Below are 23,004 nucleotides of genomic sequence, written 5' to 3'. Positions count from 1 at the left end.
CAATCCTCAGCCGTCAACGCACCACCATGGTCCAGGGATCGGTGACGATGGACGAAACCTCCACCTGCGGGCGAACACCGGTGACCGTCTTCAGGGCCCTGGCAATGTCTCCCTTGGCGTAGCGGAACCAGAGGCTCTCAATGGCCGAGTGTGGGGTGTTGATCAGCATGGGTCTGGGCTGATTGGGCCGACCGGCCATCCTGGCCTCATAGAGGGCCTGTTGGTAGGCGTCCGTGGCAGGGTGATGGCGCAAATCGCTGGTCATGTAGACATCAGCCCCCGTGGATCGAACCAAGTCGAACTCGGAATCCCCCGAGCCGGGCAGCAGGGCGACTGTAGAGACCATGGCCAGGGACGGACCGACCGCCTGAACACCCAGAGCCGTCTTTGGCAAAAGGCCCGCCACGGTATGGACCAAATCCTCAAATGGGGTGGGCTTAGGAAGCCGTCCCCAACGACCCAGACCCACCTGGATCCCCTGATCGGCGTGCAAATCGCGGTTTGAGACCAATTGAGGAGCCAGCGGTCTCGCCTCCTGCAGGTCCAGGGCATCGGCAGCCGCCTGAGCCACACCACGGTAGGCGGCATCAGCGTTGGTATGCCCCACCCAGAGCCCACAGTGACCCTCAACCAGTCTGGTTATCATATCCCCGCGGAAGTCCAGGCCGGAAACCTGGTGGACCGATCTGAAGAAGAGCGGATGGTGGGTGATCAGCAGGTCGGCCTTGTGGTCCAGAGCCTCCTGAACCACATCAGGCCGAGGGTCCACAGCACACCAGATCCGTCTGACTGGCCAGGACGGATCCCCCGCCACCAAACCCGGATGGTCCCAGTCTTCCGCGTAGTCCAGAGGGTAGAGCCCCTCCAGCAGATCCACCACCTGGCCCAGGGGCGCCGAAGGCCTCTGGGCCTCATCCTGTTCATCAGGCATGACGATCCCTCCTTGGATCCTACTGGGCTGGTCCCAGGCCACTCCATGTCGGATCAGTGAGCAGCCAGCTCCCAGTCCTGGCCGATACCGGTGGATACATCCAGAGGTACGGCCAATTCAACGGCATGTTCCATGGAGTCCTTGACCAGCTTGGTGGCCTTTTCGGTCTCGCCGGGAGCGATCTCCACCAGCAATTCATCGTGGATCTGCAGGGAGATGCGACTCTTCAGCCCCTGATCGGACAAGGCACGGCTGGCCTTGATCATGGCGATCTTCATAATGTCGGCAGCCGACCCCTGGATGGGCGCATTCAAGGCGGCCCTCTCGGAGGCCTCGCGGGTGGGACGGCGCTTGGAGCGCAGTCCTGGGAAATAGCGCCGCCGCCCGAACATGGTCTCGGTGTAGCCCTTCTCCCGGGCATCGGCCACCAGGGACTCCAGGTACTCATGAACCTTGCCAAAGGTGGCGAAGTACTTGGCACGCAGCACGTCAGCCGCAGCCGGGCTGATCTTAAGCTGCTGGGCCAGGCCATAGGTGCTCAGTCCATAGGCCAGCCCGTAGCTCATGGCCTTCACGTGGGAGCGCTGGTCTCCGGTGACCTCCTCCATGGGGATGTCATAGACCAGGCTGGCCACATACCGATGAAAGTCAGCGCCAGACTTGAAGGCGTCAATCAGGGCCTGATCCCCGGAAAGGTGGGCCATGATCCGCAGCTCCACCTGGGAGTAGTCCGAAGAGAGCAAGGCCTCGTATCCGTTGCCTGGCACGAAGGCCGAACGGATCTCACGGCCCCGGGCATCCCGGTTGGGGATGTTCTGCAGGTTCGGATCCACCGAGCTCAGCCGTCCGGTGGCCGCCACAGTCTGCTCGTAGGTGGTGTGCAGCCGTCCATCCCGGGGATTGACCGCCTCGCGCAGGGTCTGCACGATCTGCTTGAGCTTGTTGGTCTCCCTGTGCTTGAGCAGGGCCCCCAGGAAGTCGTTGGCACGCTCGTTGTTGACCGACTTGATATAGAGGTCCTGCAGGACCGAGACGTTGGTCGAATAGGAGCCTGTCTTGGTCCTGTGGGTGGGCACCAGGCCCATGTCGTCGAAGAGCACCTTGCTCAGCTGCTTGGGGCTCTGCAGGTTGACACGGCTGCCGGCCCTATCCCAGGCGATTTCCTGGGCCTGGCGGGCCTCGGCGGCGAACCGGTCGTGCATCTCCTTCAGGCGGGCATCGTCCACCTTGGCGCCCTCGGTCTCCATCTGCGCCAGGACTGCGGAGGTGGGCAGCTCTATGGTGCGCAGCAGGCCATATTGGTGACGCTCGTCCATCAACTCCTGCAGACGCTCGGAAACCATCATGACGTACTGAGCCTGGCGAAGAATCCGGGTCCCCCGCCGACGTTCGTCCTCGTCCTCTCGCCCGTCCAGAGCCAGGGCCCCCTGGGTGGCCTCAGGTTCCTCCTCCACGGGAATGGCCAGGAAATGGGCGACGGCCTGCTCGAGGTTGTCGGCGTGAAAATCGGGCTCAGCCAGGTAGCCTGCCAGCTTAGTGTCGAACAGAGGCAGCGGCATGTGCAACCCCTGACTCTCCAAGAGGTGCAAGTGCTCCTTGTAACCATGAACCACGCAGGTACCGATCCGCTGGTCGATCAGCTCCTGGATGGCCCCAAGCATATCTTCGTCTATGTCTTCTGCCATGAGGACCAGGCCGTGCCCGTCCATGGAGAGAATGGCCAGCTCCTCCAGACCATAGTCGCCATGCTTGGCCCAGCCGATGGCGTGGAGAACCCAGTACTCCTTCATGGCCTCGCTGCAGCGCATGGCATTCTGGTCGGAGTCGCCGATGTCCTTGATTTTGTCCAAGGAATCGGCCATGGCCTTGACATGGTCCGCCGAGCGCCGGCAAAGGGCCTTGTCCGGCAGATGCTTCTCGCACCAGTTCCGCAACTGGTCTGCAGACTCCACCTTATCGCGCTCGGGCTGGACGAACTCCTCCTGCTTGTTGCTGACATCGACCAGTGCCGAGGCTGGAGAGTAATCGTAATCGGCTACCGTATTGAAGCCCCGCAAAATCTTTTTGCGGGTTTGGGGGCCGAACTGCAATTGCTCGAAGATGGGCAGAACCTGATCCGTGTGGATGGTGCCGAAACGCAGATCCTCCACCTTCACACCCAAGTCCAGGTCGCGCACCAAGGCGTTGACCTTCCGGTTGAGCCGCACCTGGTCGGCGTTCTCAGCCAAGGCCTGACCCTTCTTGCCGCCGATCTCGTCGGCATGCTCCAGAATGGAATCCAACGATCCGTACTTGTTGATCCACTTGGCCGCATAACCGTCGCCCACACCCGGCACGCCGGGGATGTTGTCGGCTCCCTCCCCGCGCATGGCGGCCAGATCGGGATACTGCTCCGGGGTCACCTTGTAGCGATCCATAATGGCCTGCGGGGTCATGTGCTTGAGGTTCTTGAAGTGGTGGCCGGGGTAGAGCACGGTGATGTCGTCGTCCACCAGCTGGAAGGCGTCCCTGTCGCCCGACAGGACCAGGGTCTTGAATCCGGCCTGTTCCCCCATGGTGGCCAGCGTGCCGATGATGTCATCGCCTTCGTAGCCGGGCTTTTCGATATAGGTGATGCCCAGTCCCTTGAGCAGGTCCTGGATCAGCGGCAGCTGGCTCAGCAGTTCCTTTGGGGCGGCCTCACGGGTGCCCTTGTACTGGGGCAGCATGGCATTGCGGAAGGTGCCGCCCTTGACATCAAAGGCCACGCCCATGTGGGTGGGCTTCTCCTTGGCCATGACATCCGCCAGCATGGTGGCAAAGCCCCATACCGCGTTGGTGGGCTGCCCTGTCGAAGTGGTGAAACTCTCGACGGGAAGGGCATAGAAGGCCCGGAAGGCCAGCGAATGTCCATCGACGACCAGCAGGATGCGGCCGTCCTTGTCCTGCTTCTTCGTCTGGTCTTCCATAGGAGGGCTAACGGTCGTTCTGGTTGGCCACGTTGTTGATGACCACGTCGGCCACCTCCTGCATGGTCAGCCTGCGGTCCATGGAGGTCTTCTGGATCCAGCGGAAGGCCTCGGACTCGGTCATGCCCATGCTCTCCATGAGCAGACCCTTGGCCCGATCCACCCGCTTGCGAGCTTCGAAACGGGCCTTCATGTCGGTGACCTCGTCCTTCAGGGCGTTGATCTGGTCAAAGCGTGAGATGGCCACCTCAAGGGCCGGCAGCAGCTTTTCCGGAGCGAAGGGCTTGACCACGTAGGCCATGGCTCCAGCATCAGCCGCCTTCTCGACCAGGCTTTGCTGGGAGAATGCCGTCAGCATAACCACAGGGGCCAGGTTCTCCTTGCCGATCTCAGTGGCGGCGGTAATGCCGTCCGTGCCGGGCATCTTCACGTCCATCACGACTACATCGGGCCTCAGCTCGCGGGTCAGATCAATGGCCTCCTGGCCGCTGGCCGCCTGACCGACCACGTCATAGCCGGCATCCTCGAGAGCTTCGACGGTATCGAGCCTGATCAAAGCCTCGTCCTCCGCCACAACCACGGTCCGCCCTTCGGGGGAATCGCTGCGGTTCTTACTCTCTGAAGCCACTTTCAACCTCGTTTCCTGAAAGTCCATCCGCGCTTCAGCGAAAACCGATGAGAGACGGATGGGGGTTCGCTTTATCGTGCCCCCGGTGAGACTCGAACTCACACTGCACGGATTTTGAGGCCGTTTCCTCTACCAATTGGGATACGGGGGCTTTTCATCACCACAGAGAATCTACCATACTTTGGCGACGACGCAAGGTTATTCGTGTTGATTCTGCCTTAGAATGAAGACAGTTATGTATTCAGGCACATCAGCAGTCGAAGGAGAGCATGATGACCACTCAGATCTATCGACGGTTCGATCCTTGGCGCACCTCCCCCGTCCAGGAGAAGGCCCGCAAGCAGATTATGGACAGCCACTACTTCAGCGTCGACAGAGTCACCTTTGAATCCAGCGACAATCAGACCTTCGATCGCAGCATCGTCAGCGAGAAGCATGGAGACACCATCGCCGTCCTGGCCATCACCGACGACGGACGGATACCCCTGGTCGAGCAGTACCGTCTGCCCACCCACCGTTGGACCCTTGAGCTGCCGGCAGGGCATCCACTCAATGACAAGGAAGCCCCCATCGATGTGGCCACCAGGCGGTTGCGCGAGGAGGCCGGATACAAGGCTGCCTCCTTCAACCAATTCGCGAGGTTCATCAACACCCCCAGCTTCTCCACCCAGCACACCACACTCTTCTATGCCGAGGGCCTGACCCCGGTCCAACCGGCTAGCCTGGCACCAGAGACCCCCCACCAGAATGTGCGACTCTTCACTGTGGATGAGGCCTATGACATGGTGATTGCAGGAACCATACTGGACGCCAAAACCACCATCGCCATCCTGCGGGCCAAAATCGGACTGTCTGACCTGCACTGACACAGACACCCTCACACAAAGAACCGGTGGCCTCTCCCCCTACATTGATATGGGGAAAAGACCACCGGTTCACTGCTTCATCAGCATCTTGGAGATCTGAGGATCCACCTGACTGACTTAATCGACAGTCAGGTGGCACATCAGAGCATCACTCGTTGGAGCCCACGGTGTGGACGTAGATGCAGTCGGTGTTACCTGGCTCATGCTCGCCCTGGGCGCAGCTAAGCACCACCAGGCAGTCGCCGTCGGAGACCTTGCCCTGCTTCTTCAGGATGGAGTCCACGAAGTTCATCAGGTCTGCGCGAGTGAAGTCATGGTAGTCCTGCCCGCAGAGGAACGCCTCGGTACCCCAGCTCAAGGCCAGCCAATGATAGGTGTGCTCATTGGTGGTCAATGCATAGATGGGGGCAGCCGGACGCTCGCGAGAGATCCGGTGCACGGTGTTGCCCGTCTGAGTGAAGGCCACGATGGCCTTGGCATTGATCTTGTCGGCCAGATCCACAGCGGCGGAAGAGACGGCACCCGAGTTGGACATGTCCAGGTTGTGCATGGTCGGGATGCGGTCGAAGCCGTGGGTAGTGGCGTAGTCGGAGATCCGGGCCATGGTGGAGACCGTGGTGTCGGGGTATTCGCCCACGGCGGTCTCGTTGGAGGTCATGGTGGCATCGGCACCGTCAAGAACGGCGTTGGCGCAGTCGGAGGCCTCGGCGCGGCTGGGGATGGGCGAATGGACCATGGAGCCCAGGACCTCAGTGGCGACGATGACCGGCTTGGCGTACTGACGGGCCAGCTCGATGCAGCGCTTGGTCACCAGGGGGACCTGCTCGAAGGGCATCTCCACAGCCATATCACCGCGGGCCACCATGATGCCGTCGAAGGCCTTGACGATCTCCTCCAGGTTCTCAACAGCCTGGGGCTTCTCAATCTTGGCGACGATGGGGATGCGGCGACCCTCCTCGTCCATGATCTCATGGGCACGGTCGATGTCGGTGGCGAAACGGACGAAGGACATGGCGATAATGTCAGCGCCAGTGCGGATGCCCCAACGCAGGTCCTCCTCGTCCTTGGGGGTCAGCGCCGGCAGACTCACAGCCACACCAGGCAGGTTGATACCCTTGTGGGAGGAGACAGGACCGGCCACGACCACCTTGGTATAGACCTGGTTGCCCTCGACCTTGGTGACCTCCAGGCGGACCTTGCCGTCGTCGATCAGGATGGGATCGCCGGGGTGGCAGTCCCCGGGCAGACCCTTGAAGGTGGTGGAGGTCATGTGTTCGTCACCCTCGACATCGTCGGTGGTGATGATGAACTCCTGACCCTCCTTGAGGTTGACCTTGTCTTCGCCCTGCTCGTTCTTCTTGAACCAGCCGCAACGAATCTTGGGACCCTGCAGATCGACCAGGGCCGCCACATTTCGTCCAGTCTCCTTGCTGGCCTGACGGACGTTGTTGTAAACCTTGAGGTGATCTTCGGGGGTGCCGTGTGACCGGTTGAGTCTGGCTACATCCATACCGGCCTTGACCAGCTTGGTGATGTTCTCCAGAGACTCCGAAGCCGGCCCGATGGTGTCGACGATCTTGGCTTTGCGCATATGCTACCTGCCTGTTCTTTTTCCTGTTTACCGTTCTATTGTACAGACTCAGCCTGATGGGAACCACTATTTTCCGTTAGCGCTAACATCCCTTGTGGTTCAAGGGATCGCTTATTACTTTTCTCTCTGCGAGTCTGTTTCAAGGGACTGACGACGACTCTTGAGTATCGAAGCCAGAGCGGCGATGCCTACGGCCAGGACAATGACCAGCAGGGACGCCCAGGTCGGTATATCCGGCACGGCTTCCAGGGGCTGCCCGCCATTGATGAAGGGCAGCGTGTTGCCGTGCAGAGCCTCCATGATCAGCTTGACCCCGATGAAGGCCAGGACCACAGCCAGCCCTAGGGGCAGATACTCCAGCTTATCCAGCAGGGATCCCAGCAAGAAGTAGAGCTGCTGAAGGCCCAGTAGGGCGAAGACATTGGAGGTGAAGACGATGAAGGGATCCTTGGTCAGTCCGAAGATGGCCGGAATGGAGTCAAAGGCGAACATGACATCAGTGGTGCCGATGGCCAGGAAGACCACCAGCATGGGCGTGAAGTAGCGCTTGCCCTCGAAGGTGGTCCGCAGGTGCTCACCGTCGTAGTGGCTGGTGATGGGAATGACCCGGCGCAGGACCCTGATCAGCCCATTCTCGTGGTACTCCTCCTGCTTGCCTCGGCTGGAGACCATGTTCCAGGCGGTGTAAAGCAGGAAGAAGCCGAAAATGAAGAAGACCCAGGTAAAGCGGGTGATCAGCGCCGTTCCGGCCAGGATGAAGACACCGCGCAGCAGCAGGGCGATGGTGATGCCGACGCTGAGCACATAGCGCTGAAGCCGCAGGGGCACAGCGAAATTGCCCATGATGATGACGAAGACGAAGAGGTTGTCGATGCTGAGCGAGTACTCGGTCAACCAGCCCGAGTAGAATTCGATGGCCGGCTTGGAACCGGCCACCTTCCAGATCAAAGCACCAAAAATCAGGGCCATAACCACGAAGAAGCCGATGTGCCTCACGCATTCGCCGGTCGAAGGAACGTGCGGCCGACGCCCGATCACCAACAGATCGACCACGAAGAAGATGGCCAGCACAACCAGGCTCACAACCATGAAAGGTAGAGGTGTCTCGGACATATCACCTGATTTTAGCGGCAAGATATGACGTGCTCATCGCCCCCGTCTGCCCGTCAGAGCATTCTCGCAGGCAGCGGTCTGCAGGTTGGGCCTGAGATGCTCTTGCCTCCGCATCACAGGCCAAACCTACTTTTGGCCTACTTACTTTTTCGCCTCGGTCATCTGCCGCAGCTCTTTCTTCAGATCCTTGATCTCATCGCGCAGACGGGCTGCAAGCTCGAACTGCAGCTGTTGCGCAGCCGTGTGCATTTGGTCGCTCAGCTGACGGATCAGGTCGGCAAGGTCCTGAGCCGGCAGACCAGCCTGGAGAATCTCCTGATGCCGCTTGTCGGCCTCCTCCTTGTCGTAGAGGGGCACACCCAAATGGGAGTTGCCAGCCTTGTTGGCATTGCGGTAGCCACCCGCCAGCAGGGTCTGGGTGTCCACATCCTCCTTCGCCAGCATGTCATTGACGTCGCTGATCTTCTTGATCAGCGGCTTGGGGTCCACGCCGTGCTCCTTGTTGTAGGCAATCTGCTTGGCCCGGCGACGGTTGGTCTCGCTGATGGCCTTGTCCATAGAGTCGGTGACCTCGTCGGCATACATGATGACCTTGCCGGACACATTCCTGGCCGCACGGCCGATGGTCTGGATCAGTGAGCGGTAGGAGCGAAGGAAGCCCTCCTTGTCCGCATCCAGAATAGCCACCAGGGAGACCTCGGGCAGGTCCAGCCCCTCACGCAGGAGGTTGATGCCCACAATGACGTCGATCTTGCCCTCGCGCAGCTCCCGCAGGAGCTCCACCCGCCGCAGGGTGTCCACGTCTGAGTGCAGATACTCCACCTTGATGTCTCGCTCCAGCAGGTAGTCAGTCAGGTCCTCGGCCATCTTCTTGGTCAGCGTGGTCACCAGGACCCGCTCGTGACGGGCCACTCGGGCCTTGATCTCGTCCAGGAGGTCGTCCACCTGGCCCTTGACAGGCCTCACCTCCACCTCGGGATCCAGCAGACCGGTGGGCCGGATGACCTGCTCCACCACCCCGTCGGACAGACCCATCTCATAGTCGCCCGGCGTTGCCGACAAGTAGACGGTCTGGCCAACCTTGTCCAGAAACTCAGGCCACTTCAGCGGACGGTTGTCCATGGCCGAGGGCAGCCGGAAGCCATGCTCGACCAGGGTCCGCTTGCGGCTGGCATCCCCCTCGTACATGGCTCCGATCTGGGGAACGGTCACATGGGATTCGTCGATGACCAGCAGGAAGTCATCAGGGAAGAAGTCCAGCAGAGTGTGGGGCGGCGTCCCGGGCTCGCGCCCGTCGAAGTGGCGGGAGTAGTTCTCGACCCCGGAACAGGTGCCGATCTGGGTGAGCATCTCCAGGTCGTAGGTGGTGCGCATGGTCAACCTCTGGGCCTCCAGCTCCTTGCCCTGCTTGCGCAGCTGGCCCACACGCCAGTCCAGCTCCTCCTTGATGGTCTTCAAGGCGCGCTCCATCCGCTCGGGACCTGCCACATAGTGGGAGGCGGGGAAGATGTGCACGGAGGTCTCGTGGGCAATCTCGTCGCCGGTCAGCGGGTGCAGGGTGGAGATGCGGTCGATCTCATCGCCGAAGAACTCGATGCGGACGGCCAGCTCCTCATAGACGGGGATGATCTCGACCGTGTCGCCGCGCACGCGGAAGGTGCCTCGGGTGAAGGCGATGTCGTTGCGCTTGTACTGCATGTCCACGAACTTGCGCAACAGGTCGTCCCGGTTGATCCTGTCCCCCTCGTGCAGGAAGAGCATGCGCCCGGCGTACTCCTCGGGCGTGCCCAAGCCGTAGATGCAGGAGACGGTGGCCACCACCACGCAGTCGCGCCTGGTCAGCAGGTTGGCCGTGGCGGCGTGCCGGAGCCGCTCCACGTCGTCGTTGATGTTGGAGTCCTTCTCGATATAGGTATCCGTCTGAGGAATGTAGGCCTCAGGCTGGTAGTAGTCGTAGTAGGAGACGAAGTAGGAGACCGCATTGTCGGGCATCAGCTCGCGGAACTCGGCGCAGAGCTGGGCGGCCAGAGTCTTGTTGGGTTCCAGAATCAGGGTAGGCCGCTGCAGACGCTCAATCAGCCAGGCCGTGGTCGCGGTCTTGCCGGTGCCGGTGGCGCCCATGAGCACCACGTCGTTCTCGCCGTTCTCGATCCGCGTGGCCAGTTCCTCGATGGCCTCTGGCTGGTCGCCGGAGGGCTTATAGGGAGACTTGACCACGAAGGGCTTGTCGGTCCGCTCAATATTGAACCCCATGAAACTCCCTTCCAGGATGCGTCATCCGCCTAAGGCCCCTCAGTCGCTGTGCGAGGACTCCTGGGCCAGGACCTGTAGCTCTTTATATATTCTATCAACAAACTCGAACATTTGTTCGATAGGCTGGGACCCGTCAACAAGCAGATCGGCCTGAGCGCGTCGCGAACTGCTGCTGCTCTGGGAACCGATGCGCTCAACAGCCTGGCTTGGCGTCATATGCCGCTGATTCACCATACGCGCAATCCTCACCTGGCTTGGAGCCTCCACCACCAAGACTCTGTCGAAATGAAAGGGAATGGTCGAGCCCACTTCTGTCAGCAGGGGCACCTCATGGACCACCACCTCGGAGCCGTCCAGCCAGGGCTGCTCGGCCTTGGCGGCCAAGTCATAGACCAGCGGATGGATGATGTCGTCCAAGTCCCGGCGATCCTGGTCGGCTGTCGGCCCGCCGAAGACCCGTGCCGCCAAAGCCGACCTGTCCACTCCACCATGGCCGTCCCCGCATCCTAAACCGAACCTCTCCAGCACCGGCCTTACGCCGGGTCCGCCCAGAGCGATGACCTCGTGGGAGAGCCGATCGTAATCGATGACCCTGGCCCCGTCCTGAGCCAGCCGAGCCGCCACCGTGCTCTTGCCGGCCGCAATCCCGCCAGTCAATCCTACACGTATCATCCCGACCTCCCGCTTATACCTTATGGCAGCACATACAAATGGAGGGGCCCGACCGAGGCCGGACCCCTCCATTTACCGCTTAACGCTCACTTCTTTTCCTTGAGCAGCTGCTCGCGCAGGGCGGCCAGCTGGTCGTCGGAGGCCAAGGTGCCCTCGGAGCTGGACTCCGAGCTGTAGTTGGTGGTCTCCTCGGAGTTCTGACGGCGGGAGCGGGAACCGGCGGCAGGCGTCTGGGAAGACCGGCTGTCCTCGGCAGCCGAAGCCTCGGCGTTCTCCAGCTCCTTGGCCACGAAAGCCTTGTGCTGCTCCCAGAGGTCGTGGGCGGCCGCATACTGGGACTCCCACTCCTCCCGCTGCTTCTCGTAGCCGGCGATCCACTCGTTGCTCTCGGGGTCGAAGCCCTCGGGGTACTTGTAGTTGCCGTCCTCGTCGTACTCGGCAGGCATGCCATAGATGGCCGGGTCGAAGTCCTCGGAGGTCGGGTCGACAGAGTCGTCGGCCTGCTTGAGGGACAGGGAGATGCGGCGGCGATCCAAGTCGACGTCGATGACCTTGACGAAGATCTCCTCGCCCTGCTTGACCACGGTCTCGGGGTTCTCCACGTGGCGGTTGGCCAGCTCGGAGATGTGGACCAGGCCCTCGATGCCGTCCTCGACGGAGACGAAGACACCGAACTGCACGATCTTGGTGACCTTGCCCTTGACGATCTGCCCGGGCACGTGGGTTCGCGCGAAGCGTTGCCAAGGATCTTCCTGGGTGGCCTTAAGGGACAGCGAGATGCGCTCGCGGTCCATATCGACATCCAGCACCTCGACGGTGACCTTGTCGCCCACCTTGACGACCTCGCTGGGGTGGTCGATGTGCTTCCAAGAGAGCTCGGAGACGTGGATCAGGCCGTCCACGCCACCCAGGTCGACGAAGGCGCCGAAGTTGACGATGGAGCTGACCGTACCCTCGCGGATCTGGCCCTTCTTGAGCTGGGCCATGAAGGTCTCGCGCACCTCGGACTGAGTCTCCTCCAGGTACTGGCGGCGGGAGAGGACCACGTTGTTGCGGTTCTTGTCCAGCTCCAGAATCTTGGCCTTGATCTTCTGCCCGATGTAGGGGGACAGGTCGCGCACGCGGCGCATCTCGACCAGGGATGCGGGCAGGAAGCCACGCAGGCCGATGTCGACGATGAGCCCGCCCTTGACGGCCTCGATGACGGTGCCCTCAACGACGCCGTCAGCCTCCTTGATCTTCTCGATGTCGCCCCAGGCGCGCTCGTACTGGGCACGCTTCTTGGACAGGATCAGGCGGCCTTCCTTGTCCTCCTTGGTGACGACCAAAGCCTCGATGGTGTCACCGACCTGGACCACATCGTCGGGATCGACATCCTTTTTGATGGAAAGCTCGCGGGAGGGAATCACGCCCTCGGTCTTGTAGCCGATGTCCAGCAGAACCTCGTCATGGTCGATCTTAACGACCGTCCCCTCGACCAGATCCCCATCGTCGAAGTTCTTGATGGTGGAATCGACTGCCTTGATGAAGTCTTCCTCGGACCCGATGTCATTGACCGCGACCTGGGGGACTTCCTTCTTGTTCTCTGCCATTAATTAAATTGTTTCTTGTATAGTTGGTGGATATTTTTCCGTATTGAGTTATGCGTTCCCGCCGGCAGGCGCGAACATTCTCCATGATAGGAGACACCGCGGTCATTGTCGCCGGGAGACCTCGGGCGTGTCGCAGACAGGGATTCCGGCGGCCCGCTCGGCGGATTCAACCACATTGACCAGGAGCATGGCCCGGGTCATGGGACCCACGCCACCGGGGTTGGGCGTATAAGCGGCTGCAGACTGCCTGGCGGCCGGGTCGATGTCGCCCTTGATCCGCCAGCGCCCCTCCTGCTGATCCCAGATCCGGGAGACGCCAACATCCACCAGAACGGCACCCTGGCGGACCTGGTCCGGGCCAACCAGCCCGGCTCGGCCCACGGCCGAGATGATCACGTCAGCCCTGCGCAGATGGGTGTCAACGTCCCTGGTGCGGGTATGACAGAGGGTCACGGTGGCATCCACCCCGCGGTTGGTCAGGAGCAGCCCGATGGTGCGTCCCACGGTCAATCCCCGGCCCAGCACACAGACATCCTTGCCAGCCAGGTCTATCCCGTAATGGTCCAGCAGGTAGAGGATCCCCCGCGGGGTGCAGGGCAGGGGGGTCCGCACCTGGCCGTCGGTATGCAGAACCAGCTGACCAAGGCTGTAAGGATGCATGCCGTCGGCATCCTTGGCCGGATCGATGCGATCGATGATCCCAGTGGGATCCACGCCCTCGGGCAGGGGCAGCTGGACGATGTAGCCGGTGCAGTCAGGATCCTGGTTGAACTGATCCACGGCAGCAAGAATCCGCTCCTCGCCGGCATCGGCGGGTAGATCAACCCTGATCGACCTGATGCCCACCTGGCTGCAGTCCCGGTGCTTGCCCTCTACATATTTAACCGAGCCCGGATCGTCCCCCACCAGGATGGTCCCCAGGCCGGGCGTACGTCCCATGGCCGTCAGCCTCGCCACCCGAGCGCGCAGGTCCTCCTTGAGTTCCGCAGCCGCCGCCTTCCCGTCCAGTTTTACTGCAGTCAACACGTCTCCATCATCCAAGAGGGCACAAACCCTTGTCGAATTCGTCTGGGCCAGATTAGCTCAGATTCCTCCCCGAACGGAACCAGCGTCCAATGGCCGGTCTGGGAGGACTCGACTGCTGAAGTTGCGCCCTGTCCTCTCCCCAGCGATAATGAGAATCATGCTCAATAAGAGCAGGTTTACCATTTTAAGCCCGTGCAGGAAAGGAAGTCATGGATACGGACACGGATAGAACATCCACGCAGGCCTGCATCGTCTTCGACCATGCCGCCATCCGCCGTTCCGGGCGGCTGATCTGGTCAGAGGGGACCTTCACCATTCCCTCGGGAACCGTGACCGCCATCGTGGGCACCAACGGCACGGGCAAAACCAGCATGATGCAGGCCGAGCTGGGCCTGCTCCCCCTGGACGCCGGCAGCCTGCGGGTCCTGGGGCAGCCGGCCGGCCAGGCCAACGATCGCATTGGATACGTACCACAGAGCTACACCTCGGATATCGACTCCAACCTTACGGCCGAACAATCCGTCCTGCTGGGGCTGACCGGCACCCGCTTCGGCATTCACCCCGTCACCCGGCAGGACCGCGAGCGCGCCAGAGCGGCCATGCGCTTCGTGGGTGTGGAGGACAGGGCCCACCTGCGCCTGTCCCAGCTCTCCGGCGGCCTGCGACAGCGGGTGGCCATCGCCCAGGCCTTGGTCTGCGATCCTGATCTGCTCATGCTGGACGAGCCCCTGGCCAATCTGGATCTGGCCGGGCAGCGCGCCACCGTCCACCTGCTGGCACAACTCAACAGCCGTCTGGGCATGTCCATCCAGGTGGTGGCCCACGACCTGAACATGCTGCTGCCTGTGCTGACCGGGGCGGTCTACCTGCTGGACGGGCACCCTCATTACGCCCGCATGGACGACGTGCTGGATTCGGACCTGCTCACCCACCTCTACGGCACCAAGGTGGAGGTGGTCACCACTCCTCAGGGGGACATGTTCGTGGCCCCCGACATGGACGAGCCGATCGGACCCGTCCATAATCGCTACCAACCCAGCCAGGTGGCCCGCCTGCACGGGACGGACCGGGAAAGGAACTCATGACCACACCAGTCTTCGACCCCCATTGGACCGAGATCCTCGCCGCCCCCTTCATGCGCAACGCCATGGTGGCTGGCCTATGCATCGCCGTGGCTGCCGGAGCCATGGGCTACTTCACCATTGCCAGACACTCCACCTTCGCCGCCCACGCCCTGGCCCACATCGGCCTGCCCGGTGCCACAGGGGCCGTCCTGCTGGGGCTGCCGGTCTCTGCCGGCATGGGACTCTTCGCTCTGGGAGGGGCACTGGTCATCGGAGCCCTGGGCAAGCGGGCCTCCCAGAGGGAGATCGCCACGGGTACGGTCCTGGCCTTCGCCACCGGTCTGGGACTCTTCTTCGCCAGGATGTCCAGCTCGGCCTCCCAGCAGATGCAGGCCATCCTCTTCGGATCCATCCTCACCATCACCCGGGGCCAGGTCGTCGGCTTCATAGTCTTCGATGCAATCCTGCTGATCCTGCTGGCCCTGATCTACCGGCCCCTGCTCTTCAGCTCCCTGGATGAGCAGGTGGCCCAGGCACGCGGCGTGCCCATCGGGCTGATGAACCTGACCTTCATGGCCATCATGGCCGGCGTCATCACCATCGCCGTACCGGCAGTGGGGACCCTGCTCATCTTCGCCCTGGTCGTCACCCCGGCGGCCACGGCCAACATCCTGGTGGCCTCTCCCCTACGGGCCATGCTTCTATCAGGATTGATCTGCCTGGCTTCAATCTGGGGAGGCCTGATGATCTCGGCCATGGTGCCGACCCCTCCCAGCTTCGTCATCGTGACCCTGTCCACCCTCTTCTGGGCTCTGGCCAAGGGATGGGCGGCCCTGCGCGCCTGATGCCGGTCAGTCCACCAGGGCGGTGGCCATGACGGCGACGCCCTCATCGTGGCCGGTAAAGCCCATGCCATCAGTGGTGGTGGCAGTCAATTTAACCGGTGCCCGGACAGCCTGACTCATGGCCTGCTGGGCCAGGTGACGACGGGAGGAGATTCTGGGGCGCTGGCCGACGATGACCAGGGAGGCGTTGAGCAGCCTGCGACCGTGCCCATGCAGACAGTCCATGGTCTTCTCCAGCATGGCTGCCCCATGCATGCCCGCACCAGGGGACTGCGATCCCAGGCCGAACAGGGTGCCGATGTCGCCCAGATCGGCGGCTGACAGGATGGCATCGATCAGGGCATGGGCGGCTGCATCGCCGTCAGAATCGCCCAGCAGGCCGGGGGTTCCGTCATTCCAGGACAGACAGGCCAACCAGAGGGGACGCTCACCGGTCGGGTCGAAGCGATGGGCGTCAAAGCCCAGTCCAATGTTTGGATGGCCCATGACCGAATCCGGCCTCAGCGCTTGGCCTTGGTCTTCCCCTTGCCCTTGGTCTTGGCGGCCTCCTGGGCCACCCGCGCCAGGGTCTTGGAGGCCGGCTCCTTGGGAGACTTGGTGTGGTGCTTGTCGTCACCGGGCATGAGTTCCGCATAACCCAGGTTGACGTCCAGCAGGCGCTGGGCCTCGTCCTCGTCCAGCTTCTCGGACAGGGCGATCTCGGAGGTCAGGATCTTGCGGGCCTTGATCAGCATCCGCTTCTCGCCCGCCGACAGCCCGTGCTCGTCCACGTCGCGCTGGGAGAGGTCGCGCACCACCTCGGCGATCTTGTTGACCTCGCCGGTGGCGATCTTCTCCACGTTCAGCTTGTAGCGGCGGGACCAGTTCATCTCCTTCTCCTCGACCACCGGGGTGCGCAGGATCTCGAAGACCTTGGCCACCGCCTTGGCGTCGACGATGTCTCTGACGCCCACCTTGGCCGCGTTCTCCACGGGGACGTTGATGACCAGTCCGTCCGAGGAGAGCACAGACAGCTGCAGGTACTTGCGGGTGACGCCCTTGACGGTCCGTTCGGTGATGGCGTCCACCCTGGCGGCCCCATGACGCGGATAGACGACCATGTCACCGACCTTGTAACCCATATGCCCTCCAGAACGAGTCAAGAAAATACCATATAATAATGCCATTGCGTATGGACTTGCTGACGGGCGCCTGGGGACGACGCGATTCTCCGCGAGCACACTTCCCCTGGAGGCTCTGAAGACTATTCTGGAAGAAACGACGGTGGTGGAACGAATGCCGACAAGGCTCCACCCCGCATGACGAGCATCGTTTTGCGGATCAGTGATCGAAAACAGAGGTAGGCATGATCAGAAACACAAGCCGCTACACTACACCCAGCACCATCCTGGTGGTTGAGGACGAACCCACCCTGGCCACTGCCATAGCCCAGCGCATCACCGCCGAAGGGTGGACGGCCCGGGTGGCCTCGGACGGTGCCAGCGCCGTGCAGGCCGCCTCCCAGATCAAGCCCGACCTGGTCATCATGGACATCATGCTGCCCGTCATGGACGGACTGGAGGCCACCAAGCGGATCGTGGCCGAGCGACCGGTGCCGGTGCTGATTCTGACCGCCCGGGACGACGAGGCCGACAAGGTGACCGGTCTGGGCGCCGGAGCCGACGACTACATGACCAAACCCTTCTCCATGCGCGAGCTGATCGCCCGCTGCAAGGCCCTCCTGCGCCGGGTGGAGCGGGCCAAGGTCATCGCCAAGAACTCCGAGAACGAGAAGGTGCTGGACTTCGGATCCCTGGTCATCGACCCGGCCCAGCGCATCGTGACCCTACGCGGGAAGCAGATCCACCTGACCCCCACCGAATTCGACCTGCTGGCCACGCTGGCCCGTCGGCCCAAGTCCGTACTCACCCGCGAGAAGCTGCTGGAGGAGGTCTGGGACTGGGTGGATGCCTCGGGCACCAGGACGGTGGACTCCCACGTCAAGGCCCTGCGGCACAAGCTGGGCTCGCAGATGATTCGCACCGTGCACGGCGTGGGCTACGCCTTCGAACCGCCCGAGGATCAGGAACAGGGACAGCGGTAGCAGCCGCGGATGCACGCCATGAGCAAGGACGGCAAAAGCCGGCGCAAGGGGCCTGGTCTGAGTGCGCGTGTGGATCGCGAACGGCCCATCGGAACCTTCGCTTCGCTGAAGGTGGAGCTGAGCGTCCTGATCATCATCTCCACAGCCATCGCCTTCGTCATGGCCTGGTTCCTGCTGAAGATGGGCTGGAGCGGCTGGATCGCCATGCCGCTGACCCTGGTCGTGGCCCTGGGGATCACCTACTTCTTCTCCCGAGGGCTCACCGCTCCCCTGCGGCAGATGCGGGATGCAGCCGAGGCCATGGCCGACGGGGACTATACGGTTCGTGTCCATGCCACCACGACCAGCCATGACGAGGTGGGGCTCCTGGCCCAATCCTTCAACGAGATGGCCGAGGAGCTCCAGCACGCCGACCAGATGCGCCGGGATATGGTGGCCAATGTCAGCCACGAGCTGCGCACCCCCGTCTCGGCCCTGCAGGCCATGGTGGAGAACATGGCGGACGGGGTGACCGAGCCCACGCCAGCCAACCTGGAGGGGATCCTGGAGCAGACCCATCGCCTGTCCGACCTGATCGCCTTCCTGCTGGATCTGTCGAGGATGGAGGCTGGAGCCGCCAGCCTGCAGATCGAGGACTTCGACTTCGGGGACTTCATTGACGAGACCCTCCAGCCCCTGGCCATAGCCGACGCCGGGCACGCCCACGACATCCAGGTGGATCTGGAGAAGGGCCTGAGGATGGAGGGCGACCAGGATCGGCTGCGCCAGCTCTTCACCAACGTCATCAGCAACGCCCTGAAGCACTCGGCCGACGGCACCACGGTGCTGATCCAGGCCCACGAGGACCGGCAGCAGGAGACCATTGTCACCAACGTGGTCAACTTCGGCTCGCAGATACCCCCCGAGGCCCGCACCGACATCTTCCGGCGCTTCGTCAAGGGCAAGGCCGGCCCGGGTACGGAGTCGGGCGGCACCGGGCTGGGGCTGTCCATCGCCCGCTGGGCGGCCCAGCTGCATGGAGGCCAGGTGCAGGTGGTGGACGACCCGCGCGGAGCCGACTTCGAGATCACCCTGCCCAGATATCACCGTGACCCCGACGAGGACGAGGGGGACGGAGACCACTCTGACGGGTCCGACGCGCCGCATTGACGGGGAGGCGCACTTCGGCTCATAATGAAATCGAACATTTGTTCGAATGTCATCGAGTTCGAGGTGTGCCATGGTCGCTACCATCCATGGGTCGCCGGAGGCGGCCCCTGCTTCCCTGCCGGAGTGCCGGGTCGATGCCCTGAGTCCCTTCCGAGAGCACCCCAGTCCTGTCCCCCAGGCCTTGGAGGCCGTCCACGCCGGCTTCCCCTCCGTGGCCCAGGACTACTTCAGCGGCGACTTCAGCTTCGATCAGAACGTCATCATCCACCCCGATGCCACCTTCATCATCCACGTGGCCGGCGATTCCATGACCGGAGCCGGCATCTTCGATGGGGACCTGTTGGTGGTCGACCGGTCTTTGGAGCCGCGTGAGGGGGACATTGTCATCGCCATCCTGGACGACGAGCTGCTGGTCAAGCGGCTGGCCAGACGCAAAGGACGGACCATGTTGCGGGCCGAGAACCCCGCCTACCCCGACTTCCTGCCCCAGGAGGGCGAGGAACTGGTCATCTGGGGGGTGGCCATCGGCAACTATCACTGGCAGCGGGTGGACACCAAGGGCGAACTTCGGAGCGGCTCTCCCCTGCCCCAGGTCACCTATCCCGGGCATACCCCGCACGGTCGCAGGCACACGGGAATCCAGGGCCGGAAGCCCGTCTATCCTTCCACGGGCTGGGGGTCGGCATGAGCGCGCAGAGACCGGCCCAGCCGGCATCCGGGACCGCTCTGACAGGCCAGGTAGTCCTGGCTGATGCCAACTCTTTCTTCGCTTCATGTGAGGCCGTCTTCGACCCCTCCCTGGCCGACCGCCCGGTGGTTGTGCTGTCCAACAACGACGGCTGCGTAGTGGCCCGCAACCGCCCGGCCAAGGCCTTGGGCATCACCAATGGCACACCCTGGTTCACCATTCGCGACAGGGCCCTGCAGGACGGGGTGGTAGCCCGCAGCTCCAATTATGAGCTCTACGCCAGTCTCTCAAGGCGCATGATGGCCATCATGGCCCATTTCCTGCCCAACCAGGAGACCTACTCCATCGACGAGTGCTTCATGGACAGCATCTGGAACGACAAGCGCACCGTCCAGATCTGCCGGGAGCTGCGCGCCGCGGTCCTGCGGTGCACCGGCATCCCCGTCAGCGTGGGCGTGGCGCCTACCAAAACCCTGGCCAAGGTGGCCAACCACTGGGCCAAGGACCATCCCTCGACCGAGGGGATCACCCTCTGGAGCCAGGTGGAGTCCCAGTATGGCGACCAGGCTCTGGCATCCGTGCCCGTCGACCAGGTCTGGGGAGTAGGCCGACGGCTGACCGGCAGACTCATGGGCATGGGCATCACCACCGCCCTGGATCTGCGCGATGCCGATCCCTCCCTGATCCGGCATCGGTTCTCCGTCATGCTGCAGCGCACCGTACTGGAATTGAGGGGACGACCCTGTATCGAACCCGAGGCGGATGCCGCCAGGGGCGTGCGCACCGATCAGATTCTGTGCTCGCGCATGTTCTCTCACCCCATTGAGGGCTACTCCACCCTGGCCCAAGCTTTGAGCATCTACGCCCAGAAGGCCTGCCGCCGCCTGCGTCGACAGCACGGCCTGTGCGGCAGAGTGCGGGTCTTCTGCTCCACCAGCCCCTATGCGCCCCAGCAGTTCTGCTCAGCTGGCCGGACCGTCGTCCTGGAGGATCCCAGCGACGACCCGCTGGTCATCGCCGGCGCAGCCAGCCGGGCGCTCAAGGGCCGAGTGGATCCGCACGCCCGCTGGATCCGAGCCGGGGTGGTTCTGCTGGACCTGACCGACGCCGACCACTTCCACACCTTGGAAGGCCTGGACGCAGCCCGGGACACCCATGGTCTGGGGGACGTCCTGGAGGATGCCACCCGTCGTTTCGGCCCCTTCCGCGTGGGCGTGGGCTACGGAGGCATCCGCGGCCAGGGCCGGGGCGACGAGGATACAGGGGCCGACTGGGCCATGAACCGGGGCATGCTCTCCCCCCGGGCCACCACCCGCTGGGACGAGATGGCCGTGGCCCAGGCCCGCTAGAGATCCTCATGGCCTGGAGGAACGGCCGCCAGAGCCAGGGCAGCCAGCGGTAGGGCACCTGCAGCCTCCAGGGCACGAGCACACTGACGGATGGTGGATCCAGTGGTGATGATGTCGTCCACCACCAGGACAGGTTGACCGGCCAGTCGTGAGGGATCCGCAACCGCAATCCGGCCTGCCAGCCGACGCGAACGGTTCCGACGGCCGCCCGCTTGGACAGACTTGGTTCTCACGGAGTTCATGATCAGGGCCGGTTCCACCTGGGCAGCCAGACCCTGCCGTTGCAGGGCCTGGACCAGAGACAGGAGGATCGGCTCCAGATGAACCCTCCCCCGCCTTCGCAGGGAGGCGCGGGAAGAGGGGGCGGGAACCACCAGAATGGCCCTGGCAGACTTGGGCCGAAGCAGAGGATCGATCAGCCTGGACAGGGCTGGAGCCAGATCGGCCATGACCTGGCCCAGTGGCCTGTCCAAGGGCCTGTTGTCATGGTCCTTCCAGGACAGAATGATCCGCCTGACAGGTCCACGATATGAAGCGCAGGCCAGCGCCAGACCTAGGGCATAGGCGGGCGCGGGCACCGACAGGGGCCGGAAGAGCAGGGATCTGCAGCTGGGACAGAGCAGAAGGTCCGGGCGGTCACAGCCGGCGCAGGCTCGAGGAGCCAGCAGGTCCAGGGCCGAGCCAGCCATGGCCGAGGCGACAGCATAAGCGGCCCGTCTGAGACGGCTGGATGCCGATAAAGGATTGTGCATATGACCCAGCCAACCCTCGAACAAAGAGGATAGACAAGCAGATCAGGGCCATGTGCATGAACAAGTTATCCGTTCACAGGATTGTCTGCGGACAGGTTTAGCAGATTCAGGCCAGATCAGCCTCCATGGCCTGAATCAGGGCCAAGGCATCGGCAGGATCGCGCACACGCAGAGCCATGGCCCCCGCCAGGGCCGCCGGATAGTCGTTGCCATCAGGATCCATCCGGTCGCCCACGAAGGCGATATCGCCGACATCCACACCCAGTATCCTGGCCAGGGAGGTCACAGCGTAGGCCTTGTCAATACCCTTGGCCGAGATGTCCACGCTGGTGGAGCCGCCTGAACGCACCTGCAGGTTGGGCAGATCGGCGGCCACGGCCCGGGCCAGGGCATCCTTGCGGCTGTTGTCCGGATCCCAGGCCTCCTTGGCTTGGACAGGGGCCTGCTGACCCAGGGCGGAGAAGGTTATCTGGCTGCCGCGATCCTCGATGCGCGGCCCCCAGACCTGCTCCTCCCAGTCGCCCAGCTGCTTGGCTCTGCGTTCCAGGCTGGCCTCGGCGGCCTGCAGGTCCTGGGCGCTCAGGTCGTGGGCATAGACGCAATTCCAACTTCCATCCTGCCAGCGGTAGTAGCGGGTGCCGCTGGTGGGCATCAGATGCAGCTGGTCGAAACGGGTATCGTCGGGCAGAGCATCCAGCACCTGGTCGCGGAACTGGCTGAACCGCCCGCCAGAGACGATGGCCACGGGCCGAAGCCGGGTCAGGGCGGCGAAATGAACGGCCATGGTCTGGTCCATACGGGTCTTGGACAGCGCCAGAGTATTGTCCAGATCGAAGGCCAGCACTCGTGCCTGTGCGCAGATGGACCCTATGTCTTGGCTGCCCCACCAGGCCACGTTCATCGCACCGTCCTCCGCCATGATTGCTCCCATCCGCTTGTCGATCATCGCTCTATGCTACAAGACACCCTGAATCGAAACTGTCACTGAGTTGAGGGGCTATGGTGAGTGTCATGATCAACGATCAGCCGCCTTGGTCCCGCAGCGTCTACCGGGACAGTCATGGCCGGGGGATTCGTCGGCCCACCTTCGGCACCCGCCTGCCCCGCTATCGCACCAGATGCGGGATCTTCGACGACCTGACCGCGGCCCAGATTCGGCGTCTGGGAGCCGGTTGGCCCCAGCTGGTCAAGCCCGTCCAATTCGCCGTCGAGGACGTGCCGCCCTCCGACCCCACCCCCTGGGAGGACAGGGCGGACCTCTTCTCACGCAGTTTCCCGGCAGGCCGCGGCATCCCCGCCAGAATCGTCCTCTACCGGCTGCCCATCCAGAGCAAGACCCGGGACCGCACCGAGCTGGAGTTGATTATCCGCGACGAACTGGTCCTGCAGTTGGCAGACCTTTACGGGCGGGACCCGGAGGAAATCGACCCCATGTGGGGACGCTGACAGCCGAC

General features: G+C 62.9%; 21 protein-coding genes and 1 tRNA gene. 8 read left to right on the top strand and 14 right to left on the bottom strand.

The features are described 5' to 3' along the window. Positions 1–13: 13 nt before the first annotated feature. The 4 genes from J3T93_RS02870 to J3T93_RS02855 all read right to left on the bottom strand — a co-directional run bounded on the left by J3T93_RS02870 (position 14) and on the right by J3T93_RS02855 (position 4,658). Positions 14–931: a Nif3-like dinuclear metal center hexameric protein gene (locus J3T93_RS02870; protein WP_267399809.1), complete on the bottom strand. Its 918-nt coding sequence runs from the start codon at positions 929–931 to the stop codon at positions 14–16. 53 nt (positions 932–984) lie between these two features. After that, entirely contained in the window at positions 985–3,879 is a 2,895-nt protein-coding gene (polA, locus tag J3T93_RS02865) for a DNA polymerase I (RefSeq protein ID WP_267430452.1), read from the bottom strand. Positions 3,880–3,886: 7 nt separating this feature from the next. Beyond that, positions 3,887–4,534 (bottom strand): ANTAR domain-containing response regulator, encoded by a 648-nt coding sequence (locus J3T93_RS02860; RefSeq protein WP_015021953.1) that lies wholly within the window; start codon positions 4,532–4,534, stop codon positions 3,887–3,889. A 50-nt stretch (positions 4,535–4,584) separates the two neighbouring features. Further along, positions 4,585–4,658: transfer RNA gene (locus J3T93_RS02855), tRNA-Leu, on the bottom strand. 121 nt (positions 4,659–4,779) lie between these two features. On the opposite strand from J3T93_RS02855, the gene J3T93_RS02850 reads away from it, so the two are divergent. After that, positions 4,780–5,373 (top strand): NUDIX domain-containing protein, encoded by a 594-nt coding sequence (locus J3T93_RS02850; RefSeq protein WP_024627356.1) that lies wholly within the window; start codon positions 4,780–4,782, stop codon positions 5,371–5,373. Positions 5,374–5,521: 148 nt separating this feature from the next. Here the strand turns inward: J3T93_RS02850 and pyk are convergent, their stop codons facing one another. The 6 genes from pyk to J3T93_RS02820 all read right to left on the bottom strand — a co-directional run bounded on the left by pyk (position 5,522) and on the right by J3T93_RS02820 (position 13,617). After that, the gene (gene pyk / locus J3T93_RS02845) at positions 5,522–6,964 is read right to left on the bottom strand and encodes a pyruvate kinase (protein ID WP_267399805.1); all 1,443 of its coding nucleotides are present in this window, start codon (positions 6,962–6,964) and stop codon (positions 5,522–5,524) included. Between the two features lie 114 nt (positions 6,965–7,078). After that, entirely contained in the window at positions 7,079–8,077 is a 999-nt protein-coding gene (locus J3T93_RS02840) for a TerC family protein (protein WP_267399804.1), read from the bottom strand. Positions 8,078–8,218: 141 nt separating this feature from the next. Further along, positions 8,219–10,330 carry an excinuclease ABC subunit UvrB gene (gene uvrB / locus J3T93_RS02835; protein WP_220235950.1) on the bottom strand — a complete coding sequence of 704 codons (2,112 nt, stop codon included), beginning with the start codon at positions 10,328–10,330 and terminating at the stop codon, positions 8,219–8,221. Between the two features lie 39 nt (positions 10,331–10,369). Then, the gene (gene coaE, locus J3T93_RS02830) at positions 10,370–10,987 is read right to left on the bottom strand and encodes a dephospho-CoA kinase (protein WP_267430451.1); all 618 of its coding nucleotides are present in this window, start codon (positions 10,985–10,987) and stop codon (positions 10,370–10,372) included. Between the two features lie 101 nt (positions 10,988–11,088). Next, a complete protein-coding gene (gene rpsA, locus J3T93_RS02825) occupies positions 11,089–12,594 on the bottom strand; it encodes a 30S ribosomal protein S1 (RefSeq protein ID WP_220235952.1) in 1,506 nt (501 codons plus the stop codon). Between the two features lie 102 nt (positions 12,595–12,696). Beyond that, a complete protein-coding gene (locus tag J3T93_RS02820) occupies positions 12,697–13,617 on the bottom strand; it encodes a bifunctional methylenetetrahydrofolate dehydrogenase/methenyltetrahydrofolate cyclohydrolase (RefSeq protein WP_267430450.1) in 921 nt (306 codons plus the stop codon). A 212-nt stretch (positions 13,618–13,829) separates the two neighbouring features. On the opposite strand from J3T93_RS02820, the gene J3T93_RS02815 reads away from it, so the two are divergent. After that, the gene (locus J3T93_RS02815; RefSeq protein WP_121914768.1) at positions 13,830–14,705 is read left to right on the top strand and encodes an ABC transporter ATP-binding protein; all 876 of its coding nucleotides are present in this window, start codon (positions 13,830–13,832) and stop codon (positions 14,703–14,705) included. Next, positions 14,702–15,529 (top strand): metal ABC transporter permease, encoded by an 828-nt coding sequence (locus tag J3T93_RS02810; protein WP_267430449.1) that lies wholly within the window; start codon positions 14,702–14,704, stop codon positions 15,527–15,529. Before J3T93_RS02815 ends, J3T93_RS02810 begins: the two co-directional genes overlap by 4 nt. A 6-nt stretch (positions 15,530–15,535) precedes the next feature. Here J3T93_RS02810 and J3T93_RS02805 read toward each other — a convergent pair whose 3' ends face one another. Next, entirely contained in the window at positions 15,536–16,015 is a 480-nt protein-coding gene (locus J3T93_RS02805) for a 2-C-methyl-D-erythritol 2,4-cyclodiphosphate synthase (protein WP_267430448.1), read from the bottom strand. Positions 16,016–16,029: 14 nt separating this feature from the next. Continuing rightward, positions 16,030–16,650 carry a CarD family transcriptional regulator gene (locus J3T93_RS02800; RefSeq protein ID WP_267430447.1) on the bottom strand — a complete coding sequence of 207 codons (621 nt, stop codon included), beginning with the start codon at positions 16,648–16,650 and terminating at the stop codon, positions 16,030–16,032. Between the two features lie 224 nt (positions 16,651–16,874). Between J3T93_RS02800 and J3T93_RS02795 the strand changes: the two genes are divergently transcribed. The 4 genes from J3T93_RS02795 to J3T93_RS02780 all read left to right on the top strand — a co-directional run bounded on the left by J3T93_RS02795 (position 16,875) and on the right by J3T93_RS02780 (position 20,798). After that, a complete protein-coding gene (locus J3T93_RS02795; protein ID WP_267430446.1) occupies positions 16,875–17,612 on the top strand; it encodes a response regulator transcription factor in 738 nt (245 codons plus the stop codon). Positions 17,613–17,621: 9 nt separating this feature from the next. Then, a complete protein-coding gene (locus J3T93_RS02790) occupies positions 17,622–18,761 on the top strand; it encodes a sensor histidine kinase (RefSeq protein WP_416378815.1) in 1,140 nt (379 codons plus the stop codon). 70 nt (positions 18,762–18,831) lie between these two features. Beyond that, a complete protein-coding gene (locus J3T93_RS02785; RefSeq protein ID WP_267399792.1) occupies positions 18,832–19,449 on the top strand; it encodes a LexA family protein in 618 nt (205 codons plus the stop codon). After that, a complete protein-coding gene (locus J3T93_RS02780; RefSeq protein ID WP_267430445.1) occupies positions 19,446–20,798 on the top strand; it encodes a Y-family DNA polymerase in 1,353 nt (450 codons plus the stop codon). Before J3T93_RS02785 ends, J3T93_RS02780 begins: the two co-directional genes overlap by 4 nt. On the opposite strand, the gene J3T93_RS02775 is transcribed toward J3T93_RS02780, so the two are convergent. Further along, entirely contained in the window at positions 20,795–21,550 is a 756-nt protein-coding gene (locus tag J3T93_RS02775; protein WP_267430444.1) for a ComF family protein, read from the bottom strand. The two genes, J3T93_RS02780 and J3T93_RS02775, sit on opposite strands and share 4 nt — an antisense overlap. A 106-nt stretch (positions 21,551–21,656) precedes the next feature. Next, positions 21,657–22,451, bottom strand: coding sequence for an HAD-IIB family hydrolase (locus J3T93_RS02770; RefSeq protein WP_416378822.1), 795 nt, complete (start codon positions 22,449–22,451; stop codon positions 21,657–21,659). Positions 22,452–22,561: 110 nt separating this feature from the next. Between J3T93_RS02770 and J3T93_RS02765 the strand changes: the two genes are divergently transcribed. Beyond that, positions 22,562–22,996, top strand: a complete 435-nt coding sequence (locus tag J3T93_RS02765; protein ID WP_024627339.1) for a metallopeptidase family protein — start codon at positions 22,562–22,564, stop codon at positions 22,994–22,996. The last annotated feature ends 8 nt before the right edge of the window (positions 22,997–23,004 follow it).

The organism is Bifidobacterium sp. B4111 (genome assembly GCF_026537235.1).
Lineage (GTDB): Bacteria > Actinomycetota > Actinomycetes > Actinomycetales > Bifidobacteriaceae > Bombiscardovia.
The sequence above is the reverse complement of the archived record's forward strand: the minus strand, read 5'-3'. Positions and strand labels throughout refer to the sequence as shown.